General features: G+C 67.5%; 18 protein-coding genes. 3 read left to right on the top strand and 15 right to left on the bottom strand.

All coding sequences use genetic code 11. The features are described from left to right. The first annotated feature begins 68 nt into the window (after positions 1-68). The 3 genes from HX774_RS04575 to HX774_RS04565 all read left to right on the top strand — a co-directional run bounded on the left by HX774_RS04575 (position 69) and on the right by HX774_RS04565 (position 5184). The gene (locus HX774_RS04575) at positions 69-3086 is read left to right on the top strand and encodes a 2-oxoglutarate dehydrogenase E1 component (protein ID WP_178824626.1); all 3018 of its coding nucleotides are present in this window, start codon (positions 69-71) and stop codon (positions 3084-3086) included. 56 nt (positions 3087-3142) lie between these two features. Then, positions 3143-4669 (top strand): 2-oxoglutarate dehydrogenase complex dihydrolipoyllysine-residue succinyltransferase, encoded by a 1527-nt coding sequence (odhB, locus tag HX774_RS04570; protein ID WP_178824624.1) that lies wholly within the window; start codon positions 3143-3145, stop codon positions 4667-4669. Positions 4670-4755: 86 nt separating this feature from the next. Then, positions 4756-5184 carry a hypothetical protein gene (locus HX774_RS04565; RefSeq protein ID WP_178824622.1) on the top strand — a complete coding sequence of 143 codons (429 nt, stop codon included), beginning with the start codon at positions 4756-4758 and terminating at the stop codon, positions 5182-5184. A gap of 4 nt (positions 5185-5188) precedes the next feature. On the opposite strand, the gene HX774_RS04560 is transcribed toward HX774_RS04565, so the two are convergent. The 15 genes from HX774_RS04560 to htpX form a co-directional block, all read right to left on the bottom strand. After that, on the bottom strand, positions 5189-6379 hold the full coding sequence (locus HX774_RS04560) for a CaiB/BaiF CoA-transferase family protein (protein ID WP_178824620.1): 1191 nt from the start codon (positions 6377-6379) through the stop codon (positions 5189-5191). A 235-nt stretch (positions 6380-6614) separates the two neighbouring features. After that, positions 6615-8849, bottom strand: a complete 2235-nt coding sequence (gene pnp / locus HX774_RS04555; protein ID WP_114817195.1) for a polyribonucleotide nucleotidyltransferase — start codon at positions 8847-8849, stop codon at positions 6615-6617. A 299-nt stretch (positions 8850-9148) separates the two neighbouring features. Beyond that, positions 9149-9418 carry a 30S ribosomal protein S15 gene (gene rpsO / locus HX774_RS04550; protein ID WP_114817196.1) on the bottom strand — a complete coding sequence of 90 codons (270 nt, stop codon included), beginning with the start codon at positions 9416-9418 and terminating at the stop codon, positions 9149-9151. Between the two features lie 47 nt (positions 9419-9465). Next, positions 9466-10398, bottom strand: a complete 933-nt coding sequence (gene truB / locus HX774_RS04545) for a tRNA pseudouridine(55) synthase TruB (protein WP_178824618.1) — start codon at positions 10396-10398, stop codon at positions 9466-9468. Further along, positions 10398-10856, bottom strand: a complete 459-nt coding sequence (gene rbfA, locus HX774_RS04540; RefSeq protein WP_178824616.1) for a 30S ribosome-binding factor RbfA — start codon at positions 10854-10856, stop codon at positions 10398-10400. The genes truB and rbfA overlap by 1 nt, the downstream gene beginning before the upstream one ends. Positions 10857-10919: 63 nt before the next feature. After that, entirely contained in the window at positions 10920-11645 is a 726-nt protein-coding gene (locus HX774_RS04535) for a DUF2459 domain-containing protein (RefSeq protein WP_178824614.1), read from the bottom strand. 7 nt (positions 11646-11652) lie between these two features. After that, the gene (locus HX774_RS04530) at positions 11653-12177 is read right to left on the bottom strand and encodes a hypothetical protein (protein WP_178824612.1); all 525 of its coding nucleotides are present in this window, start codon (positions 12175-12177) and stop codon (positions 11653-11655) included. Between the two features lie 149 nt (positions 12178-12326). Beyond that, complete coding sequence (gene infB / locus HX774_RS04525; protein WP_178824610.1) at positions 12327-15362, bottom strand: translation initiation factor IF-2; 3036 nt, start codon at positions 15360-15362, stop codon at positions 12327-12329. Between the two features lie 79 nt (positions 15363-15441). Beyond that, complete coding sequence (locus tag HX774_RS04520) at positions 15442-16146, bottom strand: RNA-binding protein (protein WP_178824608.1); 705 nt, start codon at positions 16144-16146, stop codon at positions 15442-15444. A gap of 18 nt (positions 16147-16164) precedes the next feature. Next, positions 16165-17892: a transcription termination factor NusA gene (gene nusA, locus HX774_RS04515; RefSeq protein ID WP_114817202.1), complete on the bottom strand. Its 1728-nt coding sequence runs from the start codon at positions 17890-17892 to the stop codon at positions 16165-16167. Then, positions 17892-18494, bottom strand: a complete 603-nt coding sequence (gene rimP, locus HX774_RS04510) for a ribosome maturation factor RimP (RefSeq protein WP_178824606.1) — start codon at positions 18492-18494, stop codon at positions 17892-17894. The genes nusA and rimP overlap by 1 nt, the downstream gene beginning before the upstream one ends. 174 nt (positions 18495-18668) lie before the next feature. Further along, positions 18669-20618: a methyl-accepting chemotaxis protein gene (locus HX774_RS04505; protein ID WP_178824604.1), complete on the bottom strand. Its 1950-nt coding sequence runs from the start codon at positions 20616-20618 to the stop codon at positions 18669-18671. A gap of 326 nt (positions 20619-20944) precedes the next feature. Further along, complete coding sequence (locus HX774_RS04500; protein WP_178824602.1) at positions 20945-21448, bottom strand: DUF1993 family protein; 504 nt, start codon at positions 21446-21448, stop codon at positions 20945-20947. 34 nt (positions 21449-21482) lie between these two features. Then, a complete protein-coding gene (gene trmB, locus HX774_RS04495) occupies positions 21483-22226 on the bottom strand; it encodes a tRNA (guanosine(46)-N7)-methyltransferase TrmB (protein WP_178824600.1) in 744 nt (247 codons plus the stop codon). A gap of 53 nt (positions 22227-22279) precedes the next feature. Then, a complete protein-coding gene (gene htpX, locus HX774_RS04490; RefSeq protein WP_178824598.1) occupies positions 22280-23254 on the bottom strand; it encodes a zinc metalloprotease HtpX in 975 nt (324 codons plus the stop codon). Positions 23255-23368 lie beyond the last annotated feature (114 nt).

Raw genomic sequence — 23368 nt, 5'->3', positions numbered from 1 at the left:
CTATATGAGCGGCGCCGCTCACCGCGCAGGCGTGCGCGCGCGGCTGAATGTAGGACGACGAGAGAAACATGGCGGACGATGCAGGTCAGCTGAACCAGGTCTTTGCCGAGACCAGCTTCCTCTATGGCGCGAACGCCGCCTTCATTGAGGACCTGCACGAAAAATGGGCCGCAGACCCCGGCTCGGTGTCGGGGGAATGGCGCGCCTTCTTCGATCAGTTGAAGGATAACGCCGACCTGGTGAAGCAGTCGGCCGCCGCCGGCTCCTGGGGTCGCGGCGCCGCCACCGATCCGAGCGAGGACACCGCCGTGTTCGACGGCCGCTGGCCGGCCCCCAAGGTCGATCCCAAGGCCGCCGCCGGCAAGCCCGGTCCGCGACCGGCGGCTCCGGCGGCTGACGCCTCTGGCGGACTGACCGCCGCCGACGTGCGCGCCGCCGCCCATGACTCGATCCGCGCCCTGATGCTGATCCGCAGCTACCGCGTGCGCGGCCACCTGCAGGCCACGCTGGACCCGCTGGGCATCGAACAGCCGATCGACAACCCCGAGCTGACCCCCGAATTCTACGGCTTCACCGCCGCCGACATGGATCGCCCGATCTTCCTCGACGGCGTCCTGGGCCTGCAGACCGGCTCGATCCGTCAGGTGCTGGAAATCCTCAAGCGCACCTACTGCGGCAACATCGGCGTGCAGTACATGCACATCGCCGAGCCGGAAGAGAAATCCTGGCTGCAGCAGCGCTTTGAAGGCCCGGACAAGTTCGAGCAGAACGCCTTCACCAAGGAAGGCAAGCTGGCCATCCTGCACAAGCTGATCGAGGCCGAGGGCTTTGAACGCTTCCTGCACAAGCGCTTCCCCGGCACCAAGCGCTTCGGCCTGGACGGCGGCGAGGCCATGGTCCCGGCCCTGGAGCAGGTGATCAAGCGCGGCGGCAACCTGGGCGTTGACGAGATCGTCTTCGGCATGGCCCACCGTGGTCGCCTGAACACGCTCGCCGCCGTCATGGGCAAGCCCTACAAGGCCATCTTCCACGAGTTCCAGGGCGGTTCGACCGTGCCGTCGGACATCGAGGGTTCGGGCGACGTCAAATACCACATGGGGGCCTCGTCGGACCGTGAGTTCGACGGCAACAAGGTCCACCTGTCGCTGACCGCCAACCCGTCGCACCTGGAGATCGTCAACCCGGTCGTCCTGGGCAAGGCGCGCGCCAAGCAGGCCTTCGACATTCGTGAAGCCAACGCCGGCAAGCCGGAGGCCGAATGGGCGCTGGACCGCTCCAAGGTCGTACCCTTGCTGATCCACGGCGACGCCGCCTTCGCCGGTCAGGGCGTGGTGGCCGAGTGCTTCGCCCTGATGGGGCTGAAGGGCTACCGCACCGGCGGCACCCTGCACTTCGTCATCAACAACCAGATCGGCTTCACCACCAGCCCGCGCAACTCGCGCTCGTCGCCCTATCCGTCGGATGTGGCGCTGATGGTCCAGGCCCCGATCTTCCACGTCAACGGCGACGACCCGGAAGCGGTCGTCTTCGCCGCCAAGGTGGCGACGGAATACCGTCAGAAGTTCCACAAGGACGCGGTCGTGGACATGTTCTGCTACCGCCGCTTCGGCCACAACGAAGGCGACGATCCCACCTTCACCCAGCCGCTGATGTATTCGAAGATCCGCGCCCAGCCGTCGACGCGCGAGATCTACGCCAAGCGCCTGGTCGAACAGGGCGTCGTCACCCAGGCCGAGGTCGACGCCGAAGTCGCCCGCTTCGAGGCCTTCCTCGACGCCGAGTTCGAAGCCGGCAAGACCTTCAAGGCCGACAAGGCCGACTGGTTGGACGGTCAGTGGCAGGGTCTGGGCATCGACAAGGGCGACGACCAGCAGCAGCGCGGCAAGACCGCCGTTCCGGCTGAAAAGCTCGTCGACTACGGCCATCGCCTGACGCATATCCCCAACAGCGTCGACATCCACAAGACGCTGAAGCGCGTCGTCGAGGCGCGTCGCGAGACGGTCACGACCGGCCAGAACATCGACTGGGCCACCGCCGAAAGCCTGGCCTTCGCCTCGCTGCTGGACGAGGGCTATAATGTCCGCCTGTCCGGTCAGGACTCGGTGCGCGGCACCTTCTCGCAGCGTCACTCGGGCATCACCGACCAGACGACGGAACAGCGCTACATCCCGCTGAACCATCTGCGCGACGGCCAGGCCCACTTTGAAGTCATCGACTCGGCCCTGTCGGAAGAGGCGGTGCTGGGCTTCGAGTACGGCTACTCGCTGGCCGACCCCAACACCCTGACCCTGTGGGAAGGCCAGTTCGGGGACTTCGTCAACGGCGCCCAGGTGGTCATCGACCAGTTCATCAGTTCCGGCGAACGCAAGTGGCTGCGCATGAGCGGCCTGACCATGCTGCTGCCGCACGGCTATGAAGGCCAGGGCCCCGAGCACTCCTCGGCCCGCCTTGAGCGCTTCTTGCAGCAGTGCGCCGAGAACAACATGCAGGTCGCCAACTGCACCACCCCGGCCAACTACTTCCACATCCTGCGTCGCCAGATGCACCGGGATTATCGCAAGCCGCTGATCCTGATGACGCCCAAGTCGCTGCTGCGTCACAAGAAGGCGGTCTCGACCCTGGCCGACATGGCCGAGGGTTCGTCCTTCCACCGCGTTCTGCGCGACGATGCTCAACTGCGTCCGGACGTGGCCGGCATCTCGATCAAGGCCGATAAGGACATCCGCAAGGTCATCGTCTGCTCGGGCAAGGTCTATTACGACCTGCTGGACGCGCGCGAGAAGGCGGGCGTCAATGACATCTACATCCTGCGCCTGGAACAGTTCTATCCGTGGCCGATCAAGTCGATCTCGGCCGAGCTGGCCCGCTTCCCCAACGCCGAGCTGGTCTGGTGTCAGGAAGAGCCCAAGAATATGGGCGGCTGGACCTTCGTCGATCCGTGGATCGAACTGACGCTCGAGAAGATGGATATCAAGGCCAAGCGCGCGCGTTACGTCGGGCGTCCGGCCTCCGCCTCCACGGCGGCCGGCCTGATGAGCCGCCACCTGAAGGAACTCGAGACCTTCCTCGCCGAGGCCATGGCCTGACCGGCCCTGCCTGACCTATAGATACGCCAAGACACAAAAAGACACTGGACCGAACCATGGCCGATATCCTCACTCCCGCCCTCGGTGAATCCGTCAGCGAAGCCTCCATCGCCAAGTGGACCAAGAAGGTCGGCGACGCCGTCCGTAAGGACGAAGTCCTGGTCGAGCTGGAAACCGACAAGGTTTCGCTGGAAGTCGTGGCTCCGGCCGACGGCGTCCTGGCGGCGATCAACGCCGCTGAAGGCGACACCGTCGTTCCCGGCACGGTGCTGGGTTCGGTGAGCGAAGGCGCTTCGGCCCCGACCGCCGCGCCGGCTGCGTCCGCCGCGGCTGCGGCCCCCGCCGCCGCTCCGGCCGCTTCGGGCGGCGCCTCGGTCGAGATCGCCGTCCCTACCATGGGCGAAAGCGTCGCCGAGGGTTCGATCGGCACCTGGCTGAAGAAGTCGGGCGACACCGTCGCCAAGGACGAACTGCTGGTCGAGATCGAGACCGACAAGGTCGCGGTGGAAGTCTCGGCCCCGGCCGCCGGCGTCCTGACCATCGCCGCCGACAACGGCGCGACCGTGACCCCCGGTCAGGTCATAGGTTCGGTTTCGGCCTCGGGCGCTGCTGCGGCCCCGGCGGCTGCGCCTGCCGCCGCCGCTCCGGCCAACACCGGCTCGGCTCAGGCCCAAAGCCAAGATAAGGCTTCGGCTCACCTGTCGCCGGCCGTTCAGCGCGTGGTTTCGGAAAACAACCTGAATCCGGCCTCGCTGTCGGCCTCGGGTCCGAAGGGTAACATCACCAAGGCGGACGCCATCGCCGCCATCGGCGCCGCCGCTCCGGCTGCGCCCAAGGCTGCTGCCGCGCAATCCCAGGCTTTGGCCGCCCCGCGCGCCGACCAGCCGCGCGAAGAGCGGGTGAAGATGACGCGCCTGCGTCAGACCATCGCCCGTCGCCTGAAGGAATCCCAGAACACGGCCGCCCAGCTGACCACCTTCAACGAGGTGGACATGACCAACGTCATGGCCCTGCGCGCCCAATACAAAGAGGTGTTCGAGAAGCGCCACGGCGTGAAGCTGGGCTTCATGTCCTTCTTCACCAAGGCGGTGGTTCAGGCCCTGCGCGAGCTCCCGGCCGTCAACGCCGAGATCGACGGCACGGACATCATCTACAAGAACCACTACGACATCGGCGTGGCCGTCGGCACCGACAAGGGTCTGGTGGTTCCGGTCCTGCGCGACGCCGACACCCTGTCGCTGGCGGGCATTGAAAAAGGCATCGGCGCCCTGGGCAAGGCCGCTCGTGACGGCGCCCTGACCATGGATCAGATGCAGGGCGGCACCTTCACCATCACCAACGGCGGCACCTATGGCTCGCTGATGTCGACGCCGATCCTGAACGCGCCGCAGTCGGGCATCCTGGGCATGCACAACATCGTGCAGCGCCCGATGGCCATCAACGGCGAGGTCAAGATCCGCCCGATGATGTACCTGGCCCTCAGCTACGACCACCGCATCGTCGACGGCAAGGAAGCCGTGACCTTCCTGGTCCGCATCAAGGAACTGCTGGAAGACCCGGCCCGCGCCCTGCTGGACCTGTAAGGACCGCCAGCAAAGCGAAGTATGACGACGGCGGCTCTTTCGGGAGCCGCCGTTTTCAATTGGGCCCGGCGTGCTAGCCTCGCCCCATGAGCCTTGTTGAAATCGCCCGCTATCAGGATGTCTATGAGGCCGACCTCGCTGCGGCCTTCCTCGCCTCGCACGGGGTGGACGTGGATGTGACCGAGCGGTTCCAGACGACGGTCGATCCCCTTATGCAGCGCGCGCTGGGTCTGCGGCTGATGGGCCGGGCCGATCAGGCGGCACAGGCTCGTGATCTGCTGGCGCGGGTTCGGGCGGGCGAGTTTGGGTTGGAAGAAGGCGATGATCTAGGCCCCGCTGCGCCCGGCGAAAGGGTGGCGGCCCGAGGATTGGCCTTGGCTCTGTTCGTCACAGCCGGCGGCTTCGCCGGCACCAGCCTGCCGCGCCGGATGGGCGTGTTGCAATGGACGGGGTTCGCCCTCGTGGCGGCAATGGTCGTGTGGATGCTGGTGTTTTGGCTCTCGGCGGTTGGATAGGGCGCTAGTCGGCCTTCAGCGTCGCCAGCACGTCGTCGGTGTCCTGCCCCAGCTTCGGCGGCGGGGCGTCGTAGCGGACGGGGGTCTTCGACAGGCGGATGGGCGAGGCCACGGTGCGGATCGGCGCCGCCAGATCGGGACGCGACTGCTCGACGGTCAGGCCGCGATGGATCGCCTGGGGTTCTTCGAAGACCTGATCCACGGTGTTGACGGGGCCGCAGGGCACGCCCGCCGCCTCCAGCGCCGCCATCAGCCCCTTCATGGTGAAGCCCGCCGTCAGGGCCGACAGGGTGGGCGACAGCTCGGCGCGGTGCTGGACCCGCAGGGCGTTAGTGGCGAAGCGCGGATCGGCGCCCATGGGCGCGACGCCGAGGGCCTTGGCCAGGGCGCGGAACTGGCCGTCGTTGCCGACGGCGATGACCACCATGCCGTCCGCACAGGGGAAGGGCTGGTAGGGGGCCAGGTTGGGGTGAGCGTTACCCATCCGCGTCGGGGCATTGCCCGAGACGAAGTAGTTGGTCGCCTGATTGGCCAGCATGGCCGCCTGGACGTCGAACAGGGCGATGTCGATGGACTGACCCTCGCCCGTGGCGCGCGCGTGCATCAGAGCGGCCAGGATGGCGTTGGAGGCGTAGAGACCGGTGAACAGGTCCACGACCGCCACCCCGACCTTCATCGGCTCGGCGCCGGACGCGCCGTCCGGCTGGCCGGTGATCGACATCAGCCCGCCCATGGCCTGGATCATGTAGTCGTAGCCGGCCCGGTGCGCGTCCGGCCCGTCCTGACCGAAGCCTGTGATGGAGCAATAGACGAGGCGCGGATTGACCGCTGACAGGCCGGCGTAGTCGAGGCCGTATTTCTTCAATCCGCCGGTCTTGAAGTTTTCGACCACCACGTCGCAGGTCGCGGCCAGACGACGCACGGCCTCGGCGCCGTCAGGGCTGGCGATGTCCAGCTCGACCGACTTCTTGCCCCGGTTGGCGCACATGAAATAGGCGGCGTCGCCCTTGGCCCCTTCGGTCGTGGTGGTGAAGGGCGGACCCCAGTGGCGGGTGTCGTCGCCCTCGCCTGGACGTTCGATCTTGATCACCTCGGCGCCGAGATCGGCCAGGGTCTGCGTCGCCCAGGGGCCGGCCAGAACGCGGCTGAGGTCGAGAACGCGAACGCCGGAGAGGGGGCCTTGGGTCTGGGTCATGGCGTTTCATACCTCTCCCTCCCCTTCATGGGGAGGGTGGTCGCGTAGCAACCGGGTCGGGAGGGCGCTGTGAACGTGCGGCGCGCCTGACCTGCCGAAGCGCCCCCACCCGTCTGCCGCTTCGCGTCAGCCACCCTCCCCATGAAGGGGAGGGAGAAAACGAGCTCAAAACAATCGGCCAAAGAAAAAGGCCCCGCTGTTTCCAGCAGGGCCTTCTTCATTTCAATCGTGAGGCCTAGTCGCGACGGCGACGGCCGCGGTCGCCGCCGTTGCGGTCGCCTTCACGCTTGGGACGGCCGCCGGTGTCGTCGGACAGCGGGGCTTCACCGCGTTCAGCGCGCTCGGCGTTGATCTTGTCGGTGATGTCTTCGCCGGTTTCCTGATCGACGACCTTCATCGACAGCTTGGTCTTGCCGCGATCGTCGAAGCCCAGGAACTTGACCTTGACCTCTTGGCCTTCCGACAGGACGTCGGCCGGGTTGGCGACGCGTTCCAGAGCGATCTGGGACACGTGGACCAGGCCGTCCTTGGCGCCGAAGAAGTTCACGAAGGCGCCGAAGTCGACAACCTTCACGACCTTGCCGGAGTAGATCATGCCCAGCTCGGGTTCCGAGGCGATGGACTGGATCCAGGCCTTGGCGGCGTCGATCTTCTCCTGGTCGTTGGCGGCGACCTTGATGGTGCCGTCATCGCCGATGTCGATCTTGGCGCCGGTCTTCTCGACGATCTCGCGGATGACCTTGCCGCCCGAACCGATCACTTCACGGATCTTGTCGACCGGGATCTTGATCGTTTCGATCTTCGGAGCGTGTTCGCCCAGCTCAGCGCGCGGGGCGTCCATAGCCTTCGACATTTCGTCGAGGATGTGGAGGCGACCGGCCGAGGCCTGCGTCAGAGCCTGTTCCATGATCTCCTTGGTGATGCCGGCGACCTTGATGTCCATCTGAAGGCTGGTGATGCCTTCCGAGGTGCCAGCGACCTTGAAGTCCATGTCGCCCAGGTGATCTTCGTCACCCAGGATGTCGGACAGGATGGCGAACTCGCCCGACGGCTCCAGGATCAGACCCATGGCGATGCCCGAGACCGGACGGATCAGCGGCACGCCGGCGTCCATCAGGGCCAGCGACGAACCGCAGACCGTGGCCATCGAGGACGAGCCGTTGGACTCGGTGATCTCCGAGACCAGACGGATGGTGTAGGGGAAGTCTTCCTTGGTCGGCAGCATCGGACGGATCGCGCGCCAGGCCAGCTTGCCGTGACCGATTTCGCGACGGCCGGGCGAACCCATGCGGCCCGCTTCACCCACCGAATAGGGGGGGAAGTTGTAGTGCAGCAGGAAGGATTCCTTGTACGTGCCCGACAGGCTGTCGATGTACTGCTCGTCCTCGCCGGTGCCGAGGGTGGCGACGACCAGGGCCTGGGTTTCGCCGCGCGTGAACAGCGACGAACCGTGGGTGCGCGGCAGGACGCCGACTTCCGAAACGATGGCGCGGACCTTGTCGAGGGCGCGGCCGTCGACGCGGTGAGCGTTCTCGATGATGTCGCGACGCAGGACGTCGGCTTCGCATTCCTTGAAGGCGGCCGAGAACTTGGACGAGTCGACGCCCTCAGGGTTCTCGTCGGACTTCACCAGGGCGGCGGCGGCGGTCTTCTTGGCCGCATCGACGCCCGAACGGCGCTCATACTTGCCCGGGTGGGCGTAGGCGGCCTTGATGTCTTCGCCGACCAGCTTCTTGATCGAGGCGACGACGTCGGAGTGGTCTTCGGCCTGGAAGTCGAAGGGCTCCTTGGCGGCGTGTTCGGCCAGTTCGATGATGGCGTCGATAACCGGCTGCATGCCCGCGTGCGCGAACATCAGGGCCTCGAGCATCTTCTCTTCCGACAGCTCCTTGGCTTCGGATTCGACCATCATCAGGGCGTCTTGCGTACCGGCGACGACCAGGTCCAGCGTCGAGTCAGCCAGGGTGTCGATGGCGGGGTTCAGCACCAGCTCGCCGTCGATCAGGCCGACGCGGGCGGCGCCGATGGGGCCCATGAAGGGCACGCCCGAGATGGTCAGGGCGGCCGAGGCGGCGACCATGCCGACGATGTCCGGGTCGTTCTCCATGTCGTGCTGCAGCACGGTGATGACGACCTGGGTCTCGTTCTTGAAGCCCTTGACGAACAGGGGGCGGATCGGACGGTCGATCAGGCGCGAGACCAGGGTCTCTTTTTCCGACGGACGGCCTTCACGCTTGAAGTAGCCGCCCGGGATCTTGCCGGCGGCGAAGGTCTTTTCCTGATAGTTGACGGTCAGGGGGAAGAAATCCAGGCCCGGCTTGGGCTGGCGGCCATAGACGACGGTGGCCAGAACCACGGTCTCGCCGTAGGTCGCCAGCACGGCGCCGTCAGCCTGACGGGCGATGCGGCCGGTTTCCAGCGTCAGCGGGCGGCCGGCCCACTCGATCGTCTTGCGTTTGATATCGAACATTTTTCTTCTTTCAGATCCCGGCGGGCGTATTCCCGGCGGGGGCGGAGCGGCAGGCGTTTTCGTCCCACGGTTCCCGATGAACCCGGCGGCGCTTCGCGGCCGGGCGGGTGGAGTGAGGACCGCCTTCATGGCCCTCGCGTCTGCGCCGATTTAGGACCTGCGGCGCGCAGGAAGCTCACTGTTTGGCATATCCGGAGGCGGACGACAGCCCGCTCCATCGGAAATGCTCTAGGTGCGGAACGAGGCGCGGACGTGTCCGCCCGCGCCTCGAAAATCGTTTCCGCTGCTGGTCGGCCGCCTTAGCGACGCAGGCCCAGCTTGGCGATCAGAGCGGTGTAACGCTCGCGATCGGTCTTGATCAGGTGGTCAAGAAGACGACGACGCTGCGAGACCATCTTGAGCAGGCCGCGACGCGAGTGGTTGTCTTTCTTGTGGGTCTTGAAGTGGTCGGTCAGGTTGGCGATGCGTTCCGAAAGGATCGCGACCTGAACCTCGGCCGAGCCGGTGTCTGCAGCCGAACGAGCGTTGTCAGCAATGACTTCGCTCTTGCGTTGAGCCGTAATCGACATCGAAAGTCTCCATGTTGGAGCCCTGTCGCGTCGTCCGAAAACGAACGCTAGGGGAGATTGAAAACGCGGTCGGGTTCTAGCCGTCCGGCCCGCATGGTGCAGAGCGCGACCAGGGTTTCTCCCGCGAAGGCCGACACCGTGCGTGAACCGGCGCAAAGCTGGCTCTTCAAGGTTTCAACCTGACGGGGGAGCAGAACGATCGGCCGACCCTGCCTTAGCGAGAAGGCGTCCTGATCCGTAACGGCCAGTTCCGGGATGTCGTCCAGAGCGGTCGAAACGGGCAGCAGGCCTTCCAAGGCGGCGCCCTTATGCGCCAGATCGGCGAGAAAATCCAGAGTGACGGCGTTCTCGGCGGTAAACGGCCCCACCCGTTCGCGCCGCAGAGCGGAAACATGCCCCTCGGCGCCCAGCATCACAGCCAGGTCGCGGGCCAGCGAACGCACATAGACGCCCTTGCCCGTGCGCATGGTGATTTCGACGTGGTCGGCGTCTGGAGCGTCCGTCACCGCCGCCTCGTGGATCATGACCTTGCGGGCTTCCAGCTCGAACTCGGCCCCGTCGCGGGCCAGGTCATAGGCGCGCTCGCCGTTGACGCGGATGGCCGAGAACTGGGGCGGAACCTGATCGATCTCGCCGACGAAGGACGGCAGGGCCGCCTTCACCGCCTCGACCGAAGGGCGCACGTCGGACCGGGCGATGATCTCGCCCTCGCGGTCGATGCTGTCGGTGGAGATGCCCCAGTGGATGGTGAAGCGATAGACCTTCTCGGCGTCCATCATGAAGGGCACGGTCTTGGTCGCCTCGCCCAGGGCAATCGGCAGAACGCCCGAGGCCAGCGGGTCCAGCGTCCCGGCGTGACCGGCCTTCTGGGCGTCGAACAGGCGGCGGACCTTGGTCACCGCCTCGGTCGAGCCCATCTCATAGGCCTTGTCGAGGCAGACCCAGCCATTGACGATCTCGCCCTTCTTGCGGCGCGCCATTAAACTTGGCCTTCGTCGTCGCTTTCCGGGCGTTCCAGATCGGCGCGGATGCGCGGATCGTCCATCAGCCGGTCCATATAGCTGGCCGCCTCGAAGCTCTCGTCGTGGCGGAACTTCAGGTCCGGCGTGTATTTCATGTCGATCAGACGGCCCAGCTGGCCGCGCAGGAATTTGGCGTGAGTGTTCAGCGCCTTGATGATCACCGACTCCTGCCCCGCCGTCTCGGCTGTCTTGACCCCGGCGCCCAGGGGTTCGACGAAACAGATGGCGTGACGCAGGTCCGGCGACAGACGCACCTCGGTGACGGTGATCGACACGCCGTCCAGGGCCTCGTCGTGGATGCCGTGTTCGCGCAGGACGTCGACCAGGGCGTGGCGGATCAGTTCGCCGGCGCGCAGCTGGCGCTGTGACGGACCCTGAGGGCCGCTGGCGTTGCGGGTATGTTGTTTGCGGCTCATGGCGCGCCTCCCTTGTCGCTCGCCGGGGATCGGACGCCGGCTGAAAAAGCGAAGGGCCGGGGTCTAGTCTCGGACGAGCTGCAAGTCCAGCTTGGCCGCATCCGCCCTGCCCGCATCGATCTGGCCCCGCGCCGCCATGCGCATCACCTCGCCCGAAGTCAGGGCTCGCCAGGGCCGGATCGGCAATCCCGCCGCCGACAGCAGGTCCGCCGTCCAGTGGTTGCACAGATGACCGACCCAGAAGGTCTCGCGGCTTTCAAAGAATCGCGCGTCGTCGCCGGATCGGGCCGTCGCCAGCATAGGCCGCCCTGCTGCGTCGGTCGCGAGCGAGGCCTGGACCCGCCTTCGCAAGGCCGCCATGCCCGCCGCCGACAGGGTCAGCGCCTGTCGGTCCTCGGCCCGGAACCGCCGCGCGGGGTGGGTCGCCACCGGGTCCAGCATGACGACCGAGGCGTTGCCCGGCTTGAGAAAGGCGCGGACGCCGTCCACCAGCCGCGCCGAGATCGGGCTCTGATCGACATAGAAGGTCGCGTCGCCCCAGCCGACCAGGACCCAGTCGCCAGGCGCCAGCCCCGCCGTCGCCTCGGCCAGCGGCCCGCCGCCCTCGACCAGGGCCGCGCGCGGCACGGCCAGATCGGTGTGGAAACCGTTGTCGAGCAGATAGACGGTCACGCCCGCCTCGCTCGGCCCGGCCGGATAGAGGGCGGGGTCGCCGGGCCGGGTCAGGGTCCACAGCGCCGCGACCGCACCGATCAGGGCCGCGATCAGGAACCGGCCCGGCGCCCCCACGGCGTCCTCAGTTCGGCCCGTAGGCCAGGGGCGCGTCCCTGGCCGGACCGGCGCCCTGCTGCGTCGCCCATTCGCCGCGGTAGTCGTAGTTCAGCTGCACGCAGTGGCGATACTGGCCGTCGCTCCACCGGCCCACGGCCTGCATGGTCATGGGACGCCCGGCCTTGACCCGACCGATCACCACCCAGCTCTCGTCCGCACCGGGGCACAGGGCCCGCGCCAGACCGCGTCCGTCGCCTTCCTGAACGATGGCATAGACGCCGCTCTCGCTGGCCCCCGCCGGCAGGGCGCGACGCACCGCGTCAGGGCCGCCGCGCTCGAACCGGGCCGACCCGCGCGAGGTGCTGGAAAACAGATTGCGCACCGCCACGGCGCCGAACAGGCCGCGCTCGACCTCCAGGGTCACGCCGCGCGTCAGGGCCTGGGTCGTGCGGTCGCGCGCGTCAAAGGCCAGAAAGCGGGTGTCGGCGGCGGCCGTGCCCGCCGCGGCGGAGGCGGCGACTAGAGCCGAGATCAGGATGTGGCGGCGCATGGCGACCCTTTGATGAACGCCCCCCGGCGACGGCCCGACCCTAGAACCGGCGAGGCCCGAGGTGAAGCCTCCATAAGGCTTCGCCCAAAGACAAAGGGCGCGGTCCCTTGCGAGACCGCGCCCTGAAGCCTTGAGCGAACTCAGACGTCCTAGTCGAGGGTGCGCTTAACCGATTCCACGGTGAAGCACTCGATGTAGTCGCCTTCCTTGATGTCCTGGAAGCCCTGGAACTGCATGCCGCACTCCTGGCCCGAGGGCACTTCGTTGACCTCGTCCTTGAAGCGCTTGAGCGTGTTGAGGACGCCCAGTTCCAGCACCACGACGTCGTCGCGGACGATACGGACGCGCGCACCCTTGCGGACCACGCCTTCCGACACCCGGCAGCCGGCGATCTTGCCGACCTTGGTGATGTCGAAGACCTGCAGCACCTTGGCGTTGCCCAGGAAGGTTTCGCGCTGGAGCGGCGCCAGCATGCCCGAGAGCACGCCCTTAATGTCGTCCAGCAGGTCGTAGATGATCGAGTAGTAGCGGATCTCGACGCCTTCACGGTCGGCCAGATCACGCGCCTGCTTCGACGCACGAACGTTGAAGCCGAGGATCGGCGCCCCGGCCGACTTGGCCAGGTTGACGTCGCTCTCGGTGATGCCGCCGGCGCCCGAATAGATGGTGCGCGCACGGACCTCGTCGTTGCCCATCTTATCCAGCGAACCGACGATGGCCTCAGCCGAGCCCTGAACGTCGGCCTTGATGAGGACCGGCAGTTCGTTGACCTTCTTGGACTGCAGCTTCTGCATCATGTCGACCAGCGAGGCCGAACCACCCGAAACCTGATTCTTCTCGCGGCGCGCACGCTCGCGATATTCGGTCAGTTCGCGAGCGCGGGCTTCGCTTTCGACGACAGCGAAGACATCGCCCGGCGACGGCGCTTCCGACAGGCCGAGAATCTCGACCGGAACGGAGGGACCGGCTTCGGTCAGTTGAGCATTGCGTTCGTCCAGCAGGGCGCGCGCCTTGCCCCAGGCGGAGCCGGCCACGACGATGTCGCCGCGCTTCAGCGTGCCGCGCTTGACCAGGACGGTGGCGACCGGGCCGCGGCCCTTGTCCAGCTTGGCCTCGATGACCACGCCTTCGGCCGAACGGTCCGGGTTGGCCCGCAGGTCCATGACCTCGGCCTGGACCAGGATGGCTTCCAGCAGGCCGTCGAGGTTGGTGCGGTTCTTGGCCGACACCTCGATGATCTGCGTGTCGCCGCCCAGGCTTTCGGCGATGACTTCGTACTGCAGCAGTTCGTTGACCACCTTCAGCGAGTTCGCGTCCGGCTTGTCGATCTTGTTGACCGCCACGATCAGGGGCGCGCCGGCCGCCTTGGCGTGCTGGATGGCCTCGATCGTCTGCGGCATGACGCCGTCGTCGGCGGCCACGACCAGAACCACGATGTCGGTGACATTGGCGCCGCGCGCCCGCATCGCCGAGAAGGCGGCGTGGCCCGGGGTGTCCAGGAAGGTGACGCGCTGGCCGCTTTCCAGACGCACCTGATAGGCGCCGATGTGCTGGGTGATGCCGCCGGCTTCGCCGCCCGCCACATCCGTGGTGCGCAGGGCGTCGAGCAGCGAGGTCTTGCCGTGGTCGACGTGGCCCATGATGGCCACGACCGGCGGACGCGGCGTGGTGGCTTCCTCGTCGTCGGCCTCGGCCAGGAAGCCGGTTTCGACGTCGGATTCCGACACGCGCTTGACGGTCATGCCGAACTCTTCGGCCACCAGTTCGGCGGTGTCGGAGTCGATCACGTCGTTGATCTTCATCATCAGACCCTGACGCATCAGGAACTTGATGATGTCGACGCCGCGGACGGCCATCCGGTTGGACAGCTCCTGCACGGTGATGACGTCGGGGATGACCACTTCACGCGCCGTACGCGGCTCGTCCGTGGACCCGCCCTTGCGCTTTTCCTTCTCGCGTTCGCGCGCCCGGCGGACCGAGGCCAGCGAGCGCATCCGCTCGGCGGTGTCGCCGTCCCCGGCGACCGACTGGATGGTCAGGCGGCCTTCACGGCGCTTGGGTTCGCCGCGCGTGCGCGACACGGCCTTGCCGGCGTCCGAGAAACGCTTGTCGCGATCGTCCTCGGGACGGATCGGACGACCGAAGCCGACGCCGGGGGCGCGGCTCGGGCGCGCCACGTCGGGCGTGGCCGGCGGGGCGTTCGGCGTCGGACGGCCGCCGGGGCCGGCGCGGGCGGCGCCCGGACGAGCGGCGCCGGGAGCCGGTTTCGGGTTCAGGGCCGAATAGCGGACGGTCTGGCTGGCGGCCGGACGGGCGCCCTGCGGACGATCACCTTGCGGGCGAGCGCCTTGCGGACGGTCCGAAACCTGGGGCCGGTCGGACGCGGGACGGTCGCCTTCGCCCATGGCCTGTTCGCGGGCCGAGCGGCCGCCGAAGGCGGGACGCTCGATCGGCGCACGGCCGGTCGGGATCTTGGGCGCGCGCTGGCCGAAGTTGACCACGGGACGCGCGGGCGGAGCCGGACGCGGCGCGGGCGCCGGCGTCGGCGCAGCGGCGACCGGGGTCGGCGCAGGCACGAGCGGCTTGGGCAGTTCGACCTTGGGCAGCTCGACCTTCGGGGCGGCGGGCTTGGCCGGGGCGGCTGAGGGCGCAGCGGCCGTCAGCTTGGCGGCTTCGGCGCGGGCGGCGTCAGCAGCGGCCTGGGCGGCTGCGGCTTCGGCGCGAGCGGCTGCAGCGGCCTTGTCGGCGGCGGCGGCCTGATCGCGCTGGGCGGCTTCGCGGGCGATCTTCTCGGCGTCGGCGGCGCGAGCGCGCTCAGCCTGCGCCTGGGTGGCCAGGGCGATGGCGCGGCGACGCGCCTCCTGTTCCTCGACCGACAGCGCGCCGCCGGCGGGACCGCCGCGGGGGGCGTTGGAACGGGGTGCGTTGGAGCCGCCCTGATCGGCGCGCGGACGCGAAACATCGAAGCCCTGCGGACGCTGATGTCCGGGGACCGCGCCGGCGCGGCGCTTCGTCTCGACGACCACGGTCTTGGATCGGCCGTGGCTGAAGCTCTGCTTCACGGTGCCGGTCGAGACCGATCCCGCGGCGCGCGGCTTCAGGCTCAGCGGAGCGCGCGGCCCCGTTTGAGAAGGCGCGTTCGCAGGGGTCTTGCCGTCTTCGGTCTTGTCGTTTTCGTCGCTCATCCGGTCGCTTTACTCGGGGCGGAGAATTCCGCCATCGTCTCGTCAAACACCCATAGCCGGGCGTGGTCCCGCTTCCTGGTCAGGAAACAGGGCCTCGTCCGCCAAAAGCCTCAGGCTCTCGTTCCGGGGTCTCGCCCCGGTCGTCCTCGGCGCCGTCGCCGGGGCCATCCCGGCGCCAGCTCTCTGGACGCAGAGGCCGAAATCCCGCCAGTCGCTCGACCTCAATGGTCCAGCGATCGGCTCGCCCGCCTTTCAGCAGGATGGCGTGTATCGCATTTTCCAGCCCAAGGGCCAAACTCAAATCGTCCGCGCTGAAAGCGCCGCAGATTTTGGGCGCCGGGGACGGGTGTTTCGCCAGGGCCAGAAGCTTGCCTCGACCGTCGGCGGACCCGTCCGCCGCCTCGATGACCCAAGCCGCTCGCCCGCCACGAATGGCTGCGGCGCTCTTTTCAAAGCCAGAGATAAGCACGCCTTCGCGCCGGGCAAGACCCAGCTGGTCGAGACAGCGCCGAACCAGCAGCTTCTCGACCAGATCGGCCAGGTCCGCCGCCGGTTTCAACGGCGCCTTGGCCGAGCGGGCGAACAGGTTCTTCTTCACCGCCGTCTCGATCGAGGCGCGGTCGGCGGCGACCCAGAGGCCGCGGCCGGGCAGTTTTCGTCCGAGATCAGGAGCCACCGAGCCGTCCGGCGCCGGCACGAAGCGGATCAGGCGAGATTCATCGAGAACCTGGCGGGTCACCAGGTCCTGACGGTCTCTATCGATCAGCGCCTCGTTCGAAGTCATGGACAGCTGCGGCTCCCATCACGCGTCTTGGGTCGGCTCGAGGTCTTCGGCGAAGACCTCCGCATCGACATCAACGGCTTCAGCCTCGTATTCGGCGGCCTCTTCACCGGCTTCGGCGAAGATTTCTTCCTCATACTCGGGCTCTTCGACCTGCGGCAGCTCCGAGGCGTCGATCCAGCCGGCGGCCACGCGGGCCTGCAGGATCAGCAGCTCGGCGTCCTGTTGCGACAGGTTGAAGCTTTCCAGAACGCCCGGCAGTTTCACCCGCTCGCCGTTCTTGACCTCATAGCCGCCGCGGATTTCGTCGGTGGCCAGGTCGGCCAGGTCCTCGACCGTCTTCACGCCGCCTTCGCCCAGGGCGACTGCGATGGCGCCGGTGACGCCCGGAACAGCCAGGACGCCGTCCTCGACGCCCAGGGCTACGCGCTTGGCGTCCAGTTCGGCGGCCTTGCGGTCCAGGAACTCACGGGCGCGGGTCTGCAGTTCTTCGGCGGTGTCCTCGTCGAAGCCTTCGATCTCGGCGACTTCATAGGCTTCGACGAAGGCCAGATCTTCGACCGTGGCGAAGCCTTCGGTGACCAGCAGTTGCGCGATGGTCTCATCGACGTCCAGGGCTTCCTGGAACAGGGCGGTCCGCTCGGCGAACTCCTTCTGACGACGCTCCGAGTCCTGCGACTCGGTGATGATGTCGATCTGCCAGCCGGTCAGCTGCGAGGCCAGACGGACGTTCTGGCCGCGACGGCCGATGGCCAGCGACAGCTGCTCGTCCGGCACCACGACTTCGACGCGGTCGGCGTCTTCGTCCATGACCACCTTGGCCACTTCAGCCGGGGCCAGGGCGTTGACGATGAAGGTGGGCTCGTCGTCATTCCACTGGATGATGTCGATCTTCTCGCCCTGCAGTTCGGCGACGACCGCCTGAACGCGGCTGCCGCGCATGCCGACGCAGGCGCCGACGGGGTCGATCGAGCTGTCGTTCGACAGAACGGCCATCTTGGCGCGCGAACCGGCGTCGCGGGCGGCGGCGCGGATCTCGATCACGCCGTCATAGACTTCCGGCACTTCCTGCGCGAACAGCTTGGCCATGAAGCCCGGATGGGCGCGGCTCAGCATGACCTGCGGGCCCTTGGCCTCGGGACGGACGTCGTAGATGTAGGTGCGGACGCGGTCGCCGACGTTGAACACTTCGCGCGGGATCGACTGGTCGCGGCGCATGATGCCTTCGCCACGGCCCAGGTCGACGATGGTGTTGCCGTATTCGACGCGCTTGACCGTGCCGTTGACGATCTCGCCGACGCGATCCTTGAACTCTTCGTACTGGTTGGCGCGCTCGGCCTCACGGACCTTGCCGGTCACGACCTGGCGAGCCATCTGCGTCTGGACGCGACCGAACTCGAACGGCGGCAGGGTCTCGACGTATTCCTTGCCGACCACGGCTTCCGGGTCGCGCTTGGAGGCGTCGGTCAGGCGCACCATGGCGCTGTCGTTGAACTCTTCCAGCTCGTCTTCCGGCTGCCAGTCGTCCGGCACGATGGTGACGTGGCGGGTCAGCGACAGCTCGCCGGTCTTGTGGTCGATCTTGGCGCGGATGTCGTGATGAGCGCCATAGCGCGACTTGGCGCCCTTCTGGATCGCCTCCTCGATCGCCTCGATGACGACTTCCTTGTCGATGTTCTTTTCACGCGCGACAGCGTCGGCGATCGAGAGGAGTTCGAGACGGTTGGCGGAAATACCGGTGACGGCCATCAGGCTTTGTCCTTGGTCGAGGTCGTGATGTTGGTCGTGTCTTCAGTGTCGGCTTCGCCTTCCGGCAGGCCGTCGTCTTCGGGTTCGCCGCGCGCCGCGCGCAGAGCCGCGCCCCGCTTCAGCAGCTCGTCGGTCAGGATCAGCTTGGCGTCCGACACCCACTCGAAGGGGATCAGGGCGGTGTCTTCCTCGCCGTCCAGATCGATGGCGACGTTGTCGCCCTCGACGCCGGCCAGCACGCCCTTGAAGCGCTTGCGGCCCTCGACCATGCGGTCGGTCTCCAGGCGCGCCTCGAAACCTTCGAACAGCTGGAAGTCCAGCAGGCGGGTCAGCGGCCGGTCGACGCCGGGCGACGAAACCTCCAGCAGGTACTCGCCCGAGATCGGGTCGGCGGCGTCGAACACTTCCGACACCGCACGCGACAGGCGGGCGCATTCCTCGACCGAGATGTCGTTGTCGACGACGCGCTCGGCCATGATCTGCAGGCGACGACGCAGCGTGCCGCCCATCAGGCGCACGCGCACGACAGCCAACCCCAGGCTTTCAGCCACCGGGTCGATCATCTCCAGCAAGGCGCGGTCTTCAGCAGTCTTTGCGCGCAAAGGCTTCACTCTTTATCCGGCCGCCACGCAGGCGCCGGATGGGTCCAAAACAAAAGCGGCGGTCCGTCCGGGCCGCCGCTTGAAACGACGCCGTTGGACGCCGGTCTAACGATGTGAGCGGTCATATAGGCGAAAGCGGGGGCCGTGTCAGCCCCCGCCGTCGTCAGACTCGATTCAGAACTCCTCCCAGCCGTCCGTGACCACCGCCAGGGCCGGCTTGCGCGCGGCGCCGCCGGTGTGGCGCAGGGCGGCGACCGTCTGGGCCACCGGCTGCGGCGTGCGAACCTGAGCCGAGGCCAGGGCCGGCTTGCGCGCGGCGACCGGGGCCGAGGCCGAGGCATGGCCGGTGCGGAAACGGGCGACCGAGGCGGCCAGGGCGTCGGCCTCCTGCGAGAGGGAATGGCTGGCCGCAGTCGATTCCTCGACCATCGCCGCGTTCTGCTGCGTCACCTGATCCATCTGGTTCACGGCGGTGTTGACCTGTTGCAGGCCGGTGGCCTGCTCCTGGGCCGAGGCCGAGATTTCCGAGACCAGGCCGTCGATTTCGGCCACGCGGCTGACGATGCGTTGCAGCGCCTCGCCCGTCTGACCGACCAGGGCCACGCCCTGCCCGACCTGCTGGCCCGAGGCCGAGATCAGGGTCTTGATCTCCTTCGCCGCTTCGGCCGAACGCTGGGCCAGGGCCCGCACTTCCGAGGCGACCACGGCGAAGCCGCGACCCGCGTCGCCCGCACGCGCGGCTTCGACGCCGGCGTTCAGGGCCAGGAGGTTGGTCTGGAAGGCGATCTCGTCGATGACGCCGATGATGTTGCCGATCTCGGTCGAGGACCGTTCGATGGCGGTCATGGCCTGGACGGCGTCGTGCACGACCTTGCCGCTGGTCTCAGCGTCACCGCGCGCGGATTGCACCACGCTGGAGGCCTGACGAGCGCCGTCGGCGGTCTTGTTCACCGTGGCGGTGATCTGATCCAGAGCGGCGGCGGTTTCTTCCAGCGAAGCCGCCTGCTGCTCGGTGCGGCGCGACAGATCGTCAGACGCCTGGCTGATCTCGCCGGCGCCCGAGCGGATGGCGGCGACATTGTCGACCACCACGGCCACGGCCTGCTCCAGCTGGGCGATGGCGGTGTTGAAGTCGGTCTTCAACTGTTCCGAACGGGCCGCGACCTGGGCGGTCATGCGGTGGGTCAGGTCGCCGCTGGCCATGGCCTGCAGACCCTGGCCCAGGGCGGTGACGGCGACGTGGTCTTCCTCGGCGATACGGGCCTTTTCGGCCTCTGCGCGAGCGCGTTCTTCGTCAGCGGCCTGACGCGCGGCGGCGGCTTCGACTTCCAGACGCTCGTTGGCGATGGCGGCGTCCTTGAAGGCCAGCAGGGCGTCGGCCATCTCGCCGACCTCGTCCTTGCGACCCACGGCGGGGACGACGATGGTCTTGTCGCCGCCGGCCAGGCGACGCATGGCCGCCGTCATGGCCGCGATCGGCGCAGCGATCATCTTGGCCAGCCCCAGACCGAACAGGATCGACAGAACCAGGGCCACGGTCACGCCGACGCCCAGAGCGATCTTGGTGGTGGCGAAGGCGGCGCTTTGATCTTCGACGGCGGCGGCCTTGCGGCTGGCCTGAGCCTGGATGATCGTGTCGAAGGCGGCGTCGACCGGCTCCATCATCTGCGCCGGAATCTCGCTTTCCGTCAGAGCCAGGGCTTCGGCGCGGGTTTCCGGACGGCTGGCCAGACGCACCTCGGGATCAATAACCGCGGCCTGATAGGCGCCGACCGCCTCGGTCAGGGCCACTATGCGCTCATCGGCGCCGGGAATGTGGGCCGTCAGCGCCGTCATTTCCTCGATGCCCGTGCGGAAGCCGGCCTTGTGCCGCTCGATCCGCTCCAGGTGATCCGGTTTTCCGGTCAGGATATAGGCCAGAACGGCGCTCTCCTGCTGGTCCACCGCCCGCTTCAGCTGGCTGGTCTTGGCCGTGACCGTCTCGGCCAGGGCCACCGTCTCCTTGGCCGCCTCCAGCTCGCGAACCTGCATGAAGACCACCACGCCCAGCGCGACGATCACCGCCACGATCAGGGCGAAGGCCCCCGCCAGCTTGCGGGAAATTCTTACGTTGTCCAAGTTCACCGGGGGAGGTCCTGTTTACTGCAGTGCGACGCACGCCGACGAAGGCCGACGCGAAATAAGGTTTTCAGAGATTGAAGGGATCAGCGGGCGCCGATGGCGGGCATCAGCCGCTCAGCAGCCCCACAGGGGCTCAGCGGTGCGTGATCCGAAGCGTAAGGCGCCATCGTCGGCGTCGGCCGCCGGTCTGAACCGCCGCCGATCATCATCATCCGCATTTTGCCCGCCCCTCGAGAAACTCGAAGGGAAAATCCTTGATACGGGTAAACGTCAGGCGAAGTGAAACCTGCGGGGTATCCCTGAGCGTAATTACACGTAACGACGGGACGTCAGGCCAGCGCCAGCTGGCCCATGTAGTCGCGCTTGCCCAGCGCCACCCCGGCGTGACGCAGCAGGGCGTAGACCGTCGTCACGTGGAAGTAGAAGTTCGGCAGGGCGAAGCTGGTCAGATAGCCGGCGCCTTCGAAATCCAGCTCCATGCCCGGAAATTTCAGCTGCACCGCACGGGTCTCGGCGCCCGCGAACTGTTCCGGCCCCACGCTCTCGACATAGGCGATGGTGCGCATGATCCGCGCCCTCAGCTGGGCCAGGGTCGTTTCATCGTCGGCCAGAACCATAGGCTCCACCTCGGCCAGCCGTGCCACGGCGCCCTTGGCCAGGTCGGTGGCGATCCGCACCTGCGACACGAAAGGCAGCATGTCGGGCGCCAGACGCCCCTGCATCAGGCCTTCTTCGTCCAGGCCCGAGGCGGCGGCCTTGTCGATCAGCCCGACCAGGACGTTGAGGCCGCGCACGAACATGGGCGCGGAGGCGTCATAGAGGCTGAAGGTCATGCTCGGCTCCTCGGATCAGATCCGCAACATATGGCTAGGCTCGGCGCTCGAACTCAAGAAAGATCGGCGCGGTGTCGCCCAGCTTCTTTTCCTCATAGCGGGTGACGACGTGGTCGGCGGGAACCGCGAACCAGTCCTCGCCGGGCGTCTCCAGCCGCGTCAGGCCCGGCGTGCGCGCCAGCCGCTCCAGCGCCCATTCGGCATAGTCCAGCCAGTCGGTGACGAAGCGCACCCGACCGCCGGGCTTCAGCAGGCGGGCGATCTCGACCGCCGTTTCGTCCTGAAGGAAGCGGCGCTTATTGTGGCGCACCTTGTGCCAGGGATCGGGGAACAGGATCATCACCCGGTCCAGCGAGGCGTCCGGCAGGGCCGTCATCACGGCGCGGGCGTCGTCGGCGTGCAGGCGAACGTTCTTCAGACCGCCCTCCTCCACATGGCGCAGGGCCGAGGCCACGCCGTTCAGGAAAGGCTCGCAGCCGATCATCAGGGCCTCGGGACAGCGCGTCGCCTGCGCCGCCAGATGCTCGCCCCCGCCGAAGCCGATCTCCAGCCAGACTTGTTTCGCTTCCGGCATCAGGGCCGCAGGGTCGATCGGCCCCTTGGTCGGGTCCGGCACGGCGATCTGCGGCATCAGGGTGTCGAACAGGGCCGCCTGACGCGCCTTGATCGGCCGCGACTTGATGCGCCCGAATGAGCGCAGAGGGCCGTGGGCCTGTGCCCACTCGGGGCGGTCGCTGTCGAAGGCGGGCAGATCGGCGGGGTCGGACTTGTCGGTCATGGCGCGCGCTCTAACCTCTTAAGGCCGCGCACGCAAAGGCGATCCGCCGGAGGTCAGCCCCAGGGACCGCGCGATGCGCTCGGCGTCGAAGGCGTGGTCGGCACGCTGGTGCGAGGCGCGCCCACACGCTGGGCGGACGCGACGGACGCCGGCGCCGGGCGTCGGTTCATGCCCATCTTGGTCCCCAGATCCATCAGGGCGCGGACGCGGTTTCCGGTCGCCGGATGGGTCGAGAACAGGCTGTCGGCGCCCTTGCCGTTCAGCGGATTGATGATGAACATATGGGCCGTGGCCGGATTGCGCTCGGCGGGCGCGTTCATCGCCCCCCGGGCATAGGCTTCGATCTTCTGCAGGGCCGAGGCCAGGGCGTGGGGATCATTGGCGATCTCGGCCCCGACGCGGTCGGCTTCGTATTCGCGCGACCGGCTGATGGCCATCTGCACCAGGCCCGCCGCCATGGGCGCCAAGAGCATCAGGGCGATGGTTCCGATCATGCCGCCCGGCCGTTCGCGGTCGTCGCCGCCGCCAAAGAAGAAGGCGAAGTTGGCCAGCATGGCGATGGCCCCGGCCACCGTCGCCGTCACCGTCATGGTCAGGGTGTCGCGGTTCTTCACATGGGCCAGTTCGTGCGCCATCACGCCGCGCACCTCTTCGCGCGTCAGCATGTCCAGCAGGCCGCTGGTGGCGGCCACGGCGGCGTTCTGAGGATTGCGGCCGGTGGCGAAGGCGTTGGGCTGGTCGTTGGGGATGATGGTGATGGTCGGCAGGGGCAGGCCCGCATCGGTCGCCATCTGCTTCACGTCGGCGACATAGGCCCGGACCACGGCGTTGGGGTGGGTCTCGTCCACCACCTGGGCCCGGTACATCTTCAGCACGATCTTGTCGGCGTTCCAGTAGCTGAACAGGTTCATCGCACCCGCCACAACCAAGGCGACGACCATGCCCGTCGCGCCGCCGATCAGATAGCCGATCCCCATGAACAGGGCGGTCATCACGGCCAGCAGGGCGAAGGTCTTAAGGTGGTTCATCGGGTCCGGGCGTCGTCAGGGGTGGCGAAGAAGTCCTGAACGTCTATGTGAGGCCCTGTATCCCCGCCCTCAAGGCAGTCCCCCTGTGACCGAACAGCCCACCTCCCCCGCCGC

Source organism: Brevundimonas sp. P7753 (assembly GCF_013386595.1).
GTDB lineage: Bacteria > Pseudomonadota > Alphaproteobacteria > Caulobacterales > Caulobacteraceae > Brevundimonas > Brevundimonas bullata.
This window is presented reverse-complemented; position numbering and strand designations above follow the sequence as displayed.

Coding starts and splice junctions, on each gene's coding strand:
- HX774_RS04575 (WP_178824626.1), top strand. CDS start 69: ATGGCGGACGATGCAGGTCAGCTGAACCAGGTCTTTGCCGAGACCAGC.
- odhB (WP_178824624.1), top strand. CDS start 3,143: ATGGCCGATATCCTCACTCCCGCCCTCGGTGAATCCGTCAGCGAAGCC.
- HX774_RS04565 (WP_178824622.1), top strand. CDS start 4,756: ATGAGCCTTGTTGAAATCGCCCGCTATCAGGATGTCTATGAGGCCGAC.
- HX774_RS04560 (WP_178824620.1), bottom strand. CDS start 6,379: ATGACCCAGACCCAAGGCCCCCTCTCCGGCGTTCGCGTTCTCGACCTC.
- pnp (WP_114817195.1), bottom strand. CDS start 8,849: ATGTTCGATATCAAACGCAAGACGATCGAGTGGGCCGGCCGCCCGCTG.
- rpsO (WP_114817196.1), bottom strand. CDS start 9,418: ATGTCGATTACGGCTCAACGCAAGAGCGAAGTCATTGCTGACAACGCT.
- truB (WP_178824618.1), bottom strand. CDS start 10,398: ATGGCGCGCCGCAAGAAGGGCGAGATCGTCAATGGCTGGGTCTGCCTC.
- rbfA (WP_178824616.1), bottom strand. CDS start 10,856: ATGAGCCGCAAACAACATACCCGCAACGCCAGCGGCCCTCAGGGTCCG.
- HX774_RS04530 (WP_178824612.1), bottom strand. CDS start 12,177: ATGCGCCGCCACATCCTGATCTCGGCTCTAGTCGCCGCCTCCGCCGCG.
- infB (WP_178824610.1), bottom strand. CDS start 15,362: ATGAGCGACGAAAACGACAAGACCGAAGACGGCAAGACCCCTGCGAAC.
- HX774_RS04520 (WP_178824608.1), bottom strand. CDS start 16,146: ATGACTTCGAACGAGGCGCTGATCGATAGAGACCGTCAGGACCTGGTG.
- nusA (WP_114817202.1), bottom strand. CDS start 17,892: ATGGCCGTCACCGGTATTTCCGCCAACCGTCTCGAACTCCTCTCGATC.
- HX774_RS04500 (WP_178824602.1), bottom strand. CDS start 21,448: ATGACCTTCAGCCTCTATGACGCCTCCGCGCCCATGTTCGTGCGCGGC.
- trmB (WP_178824600.1), bottom strand. CDS start 22,226: ATGACCGACAAGTCCGACCCCGCCGATCTGCCCGCCTTCGACAGCGAC.
- htpX (WP_178824598.1), bottom strand. CDS start 23,254: ATGAACCACCTTAAGACCTTCGCCCTGCTGGCCGTGATGACCGCCCTG.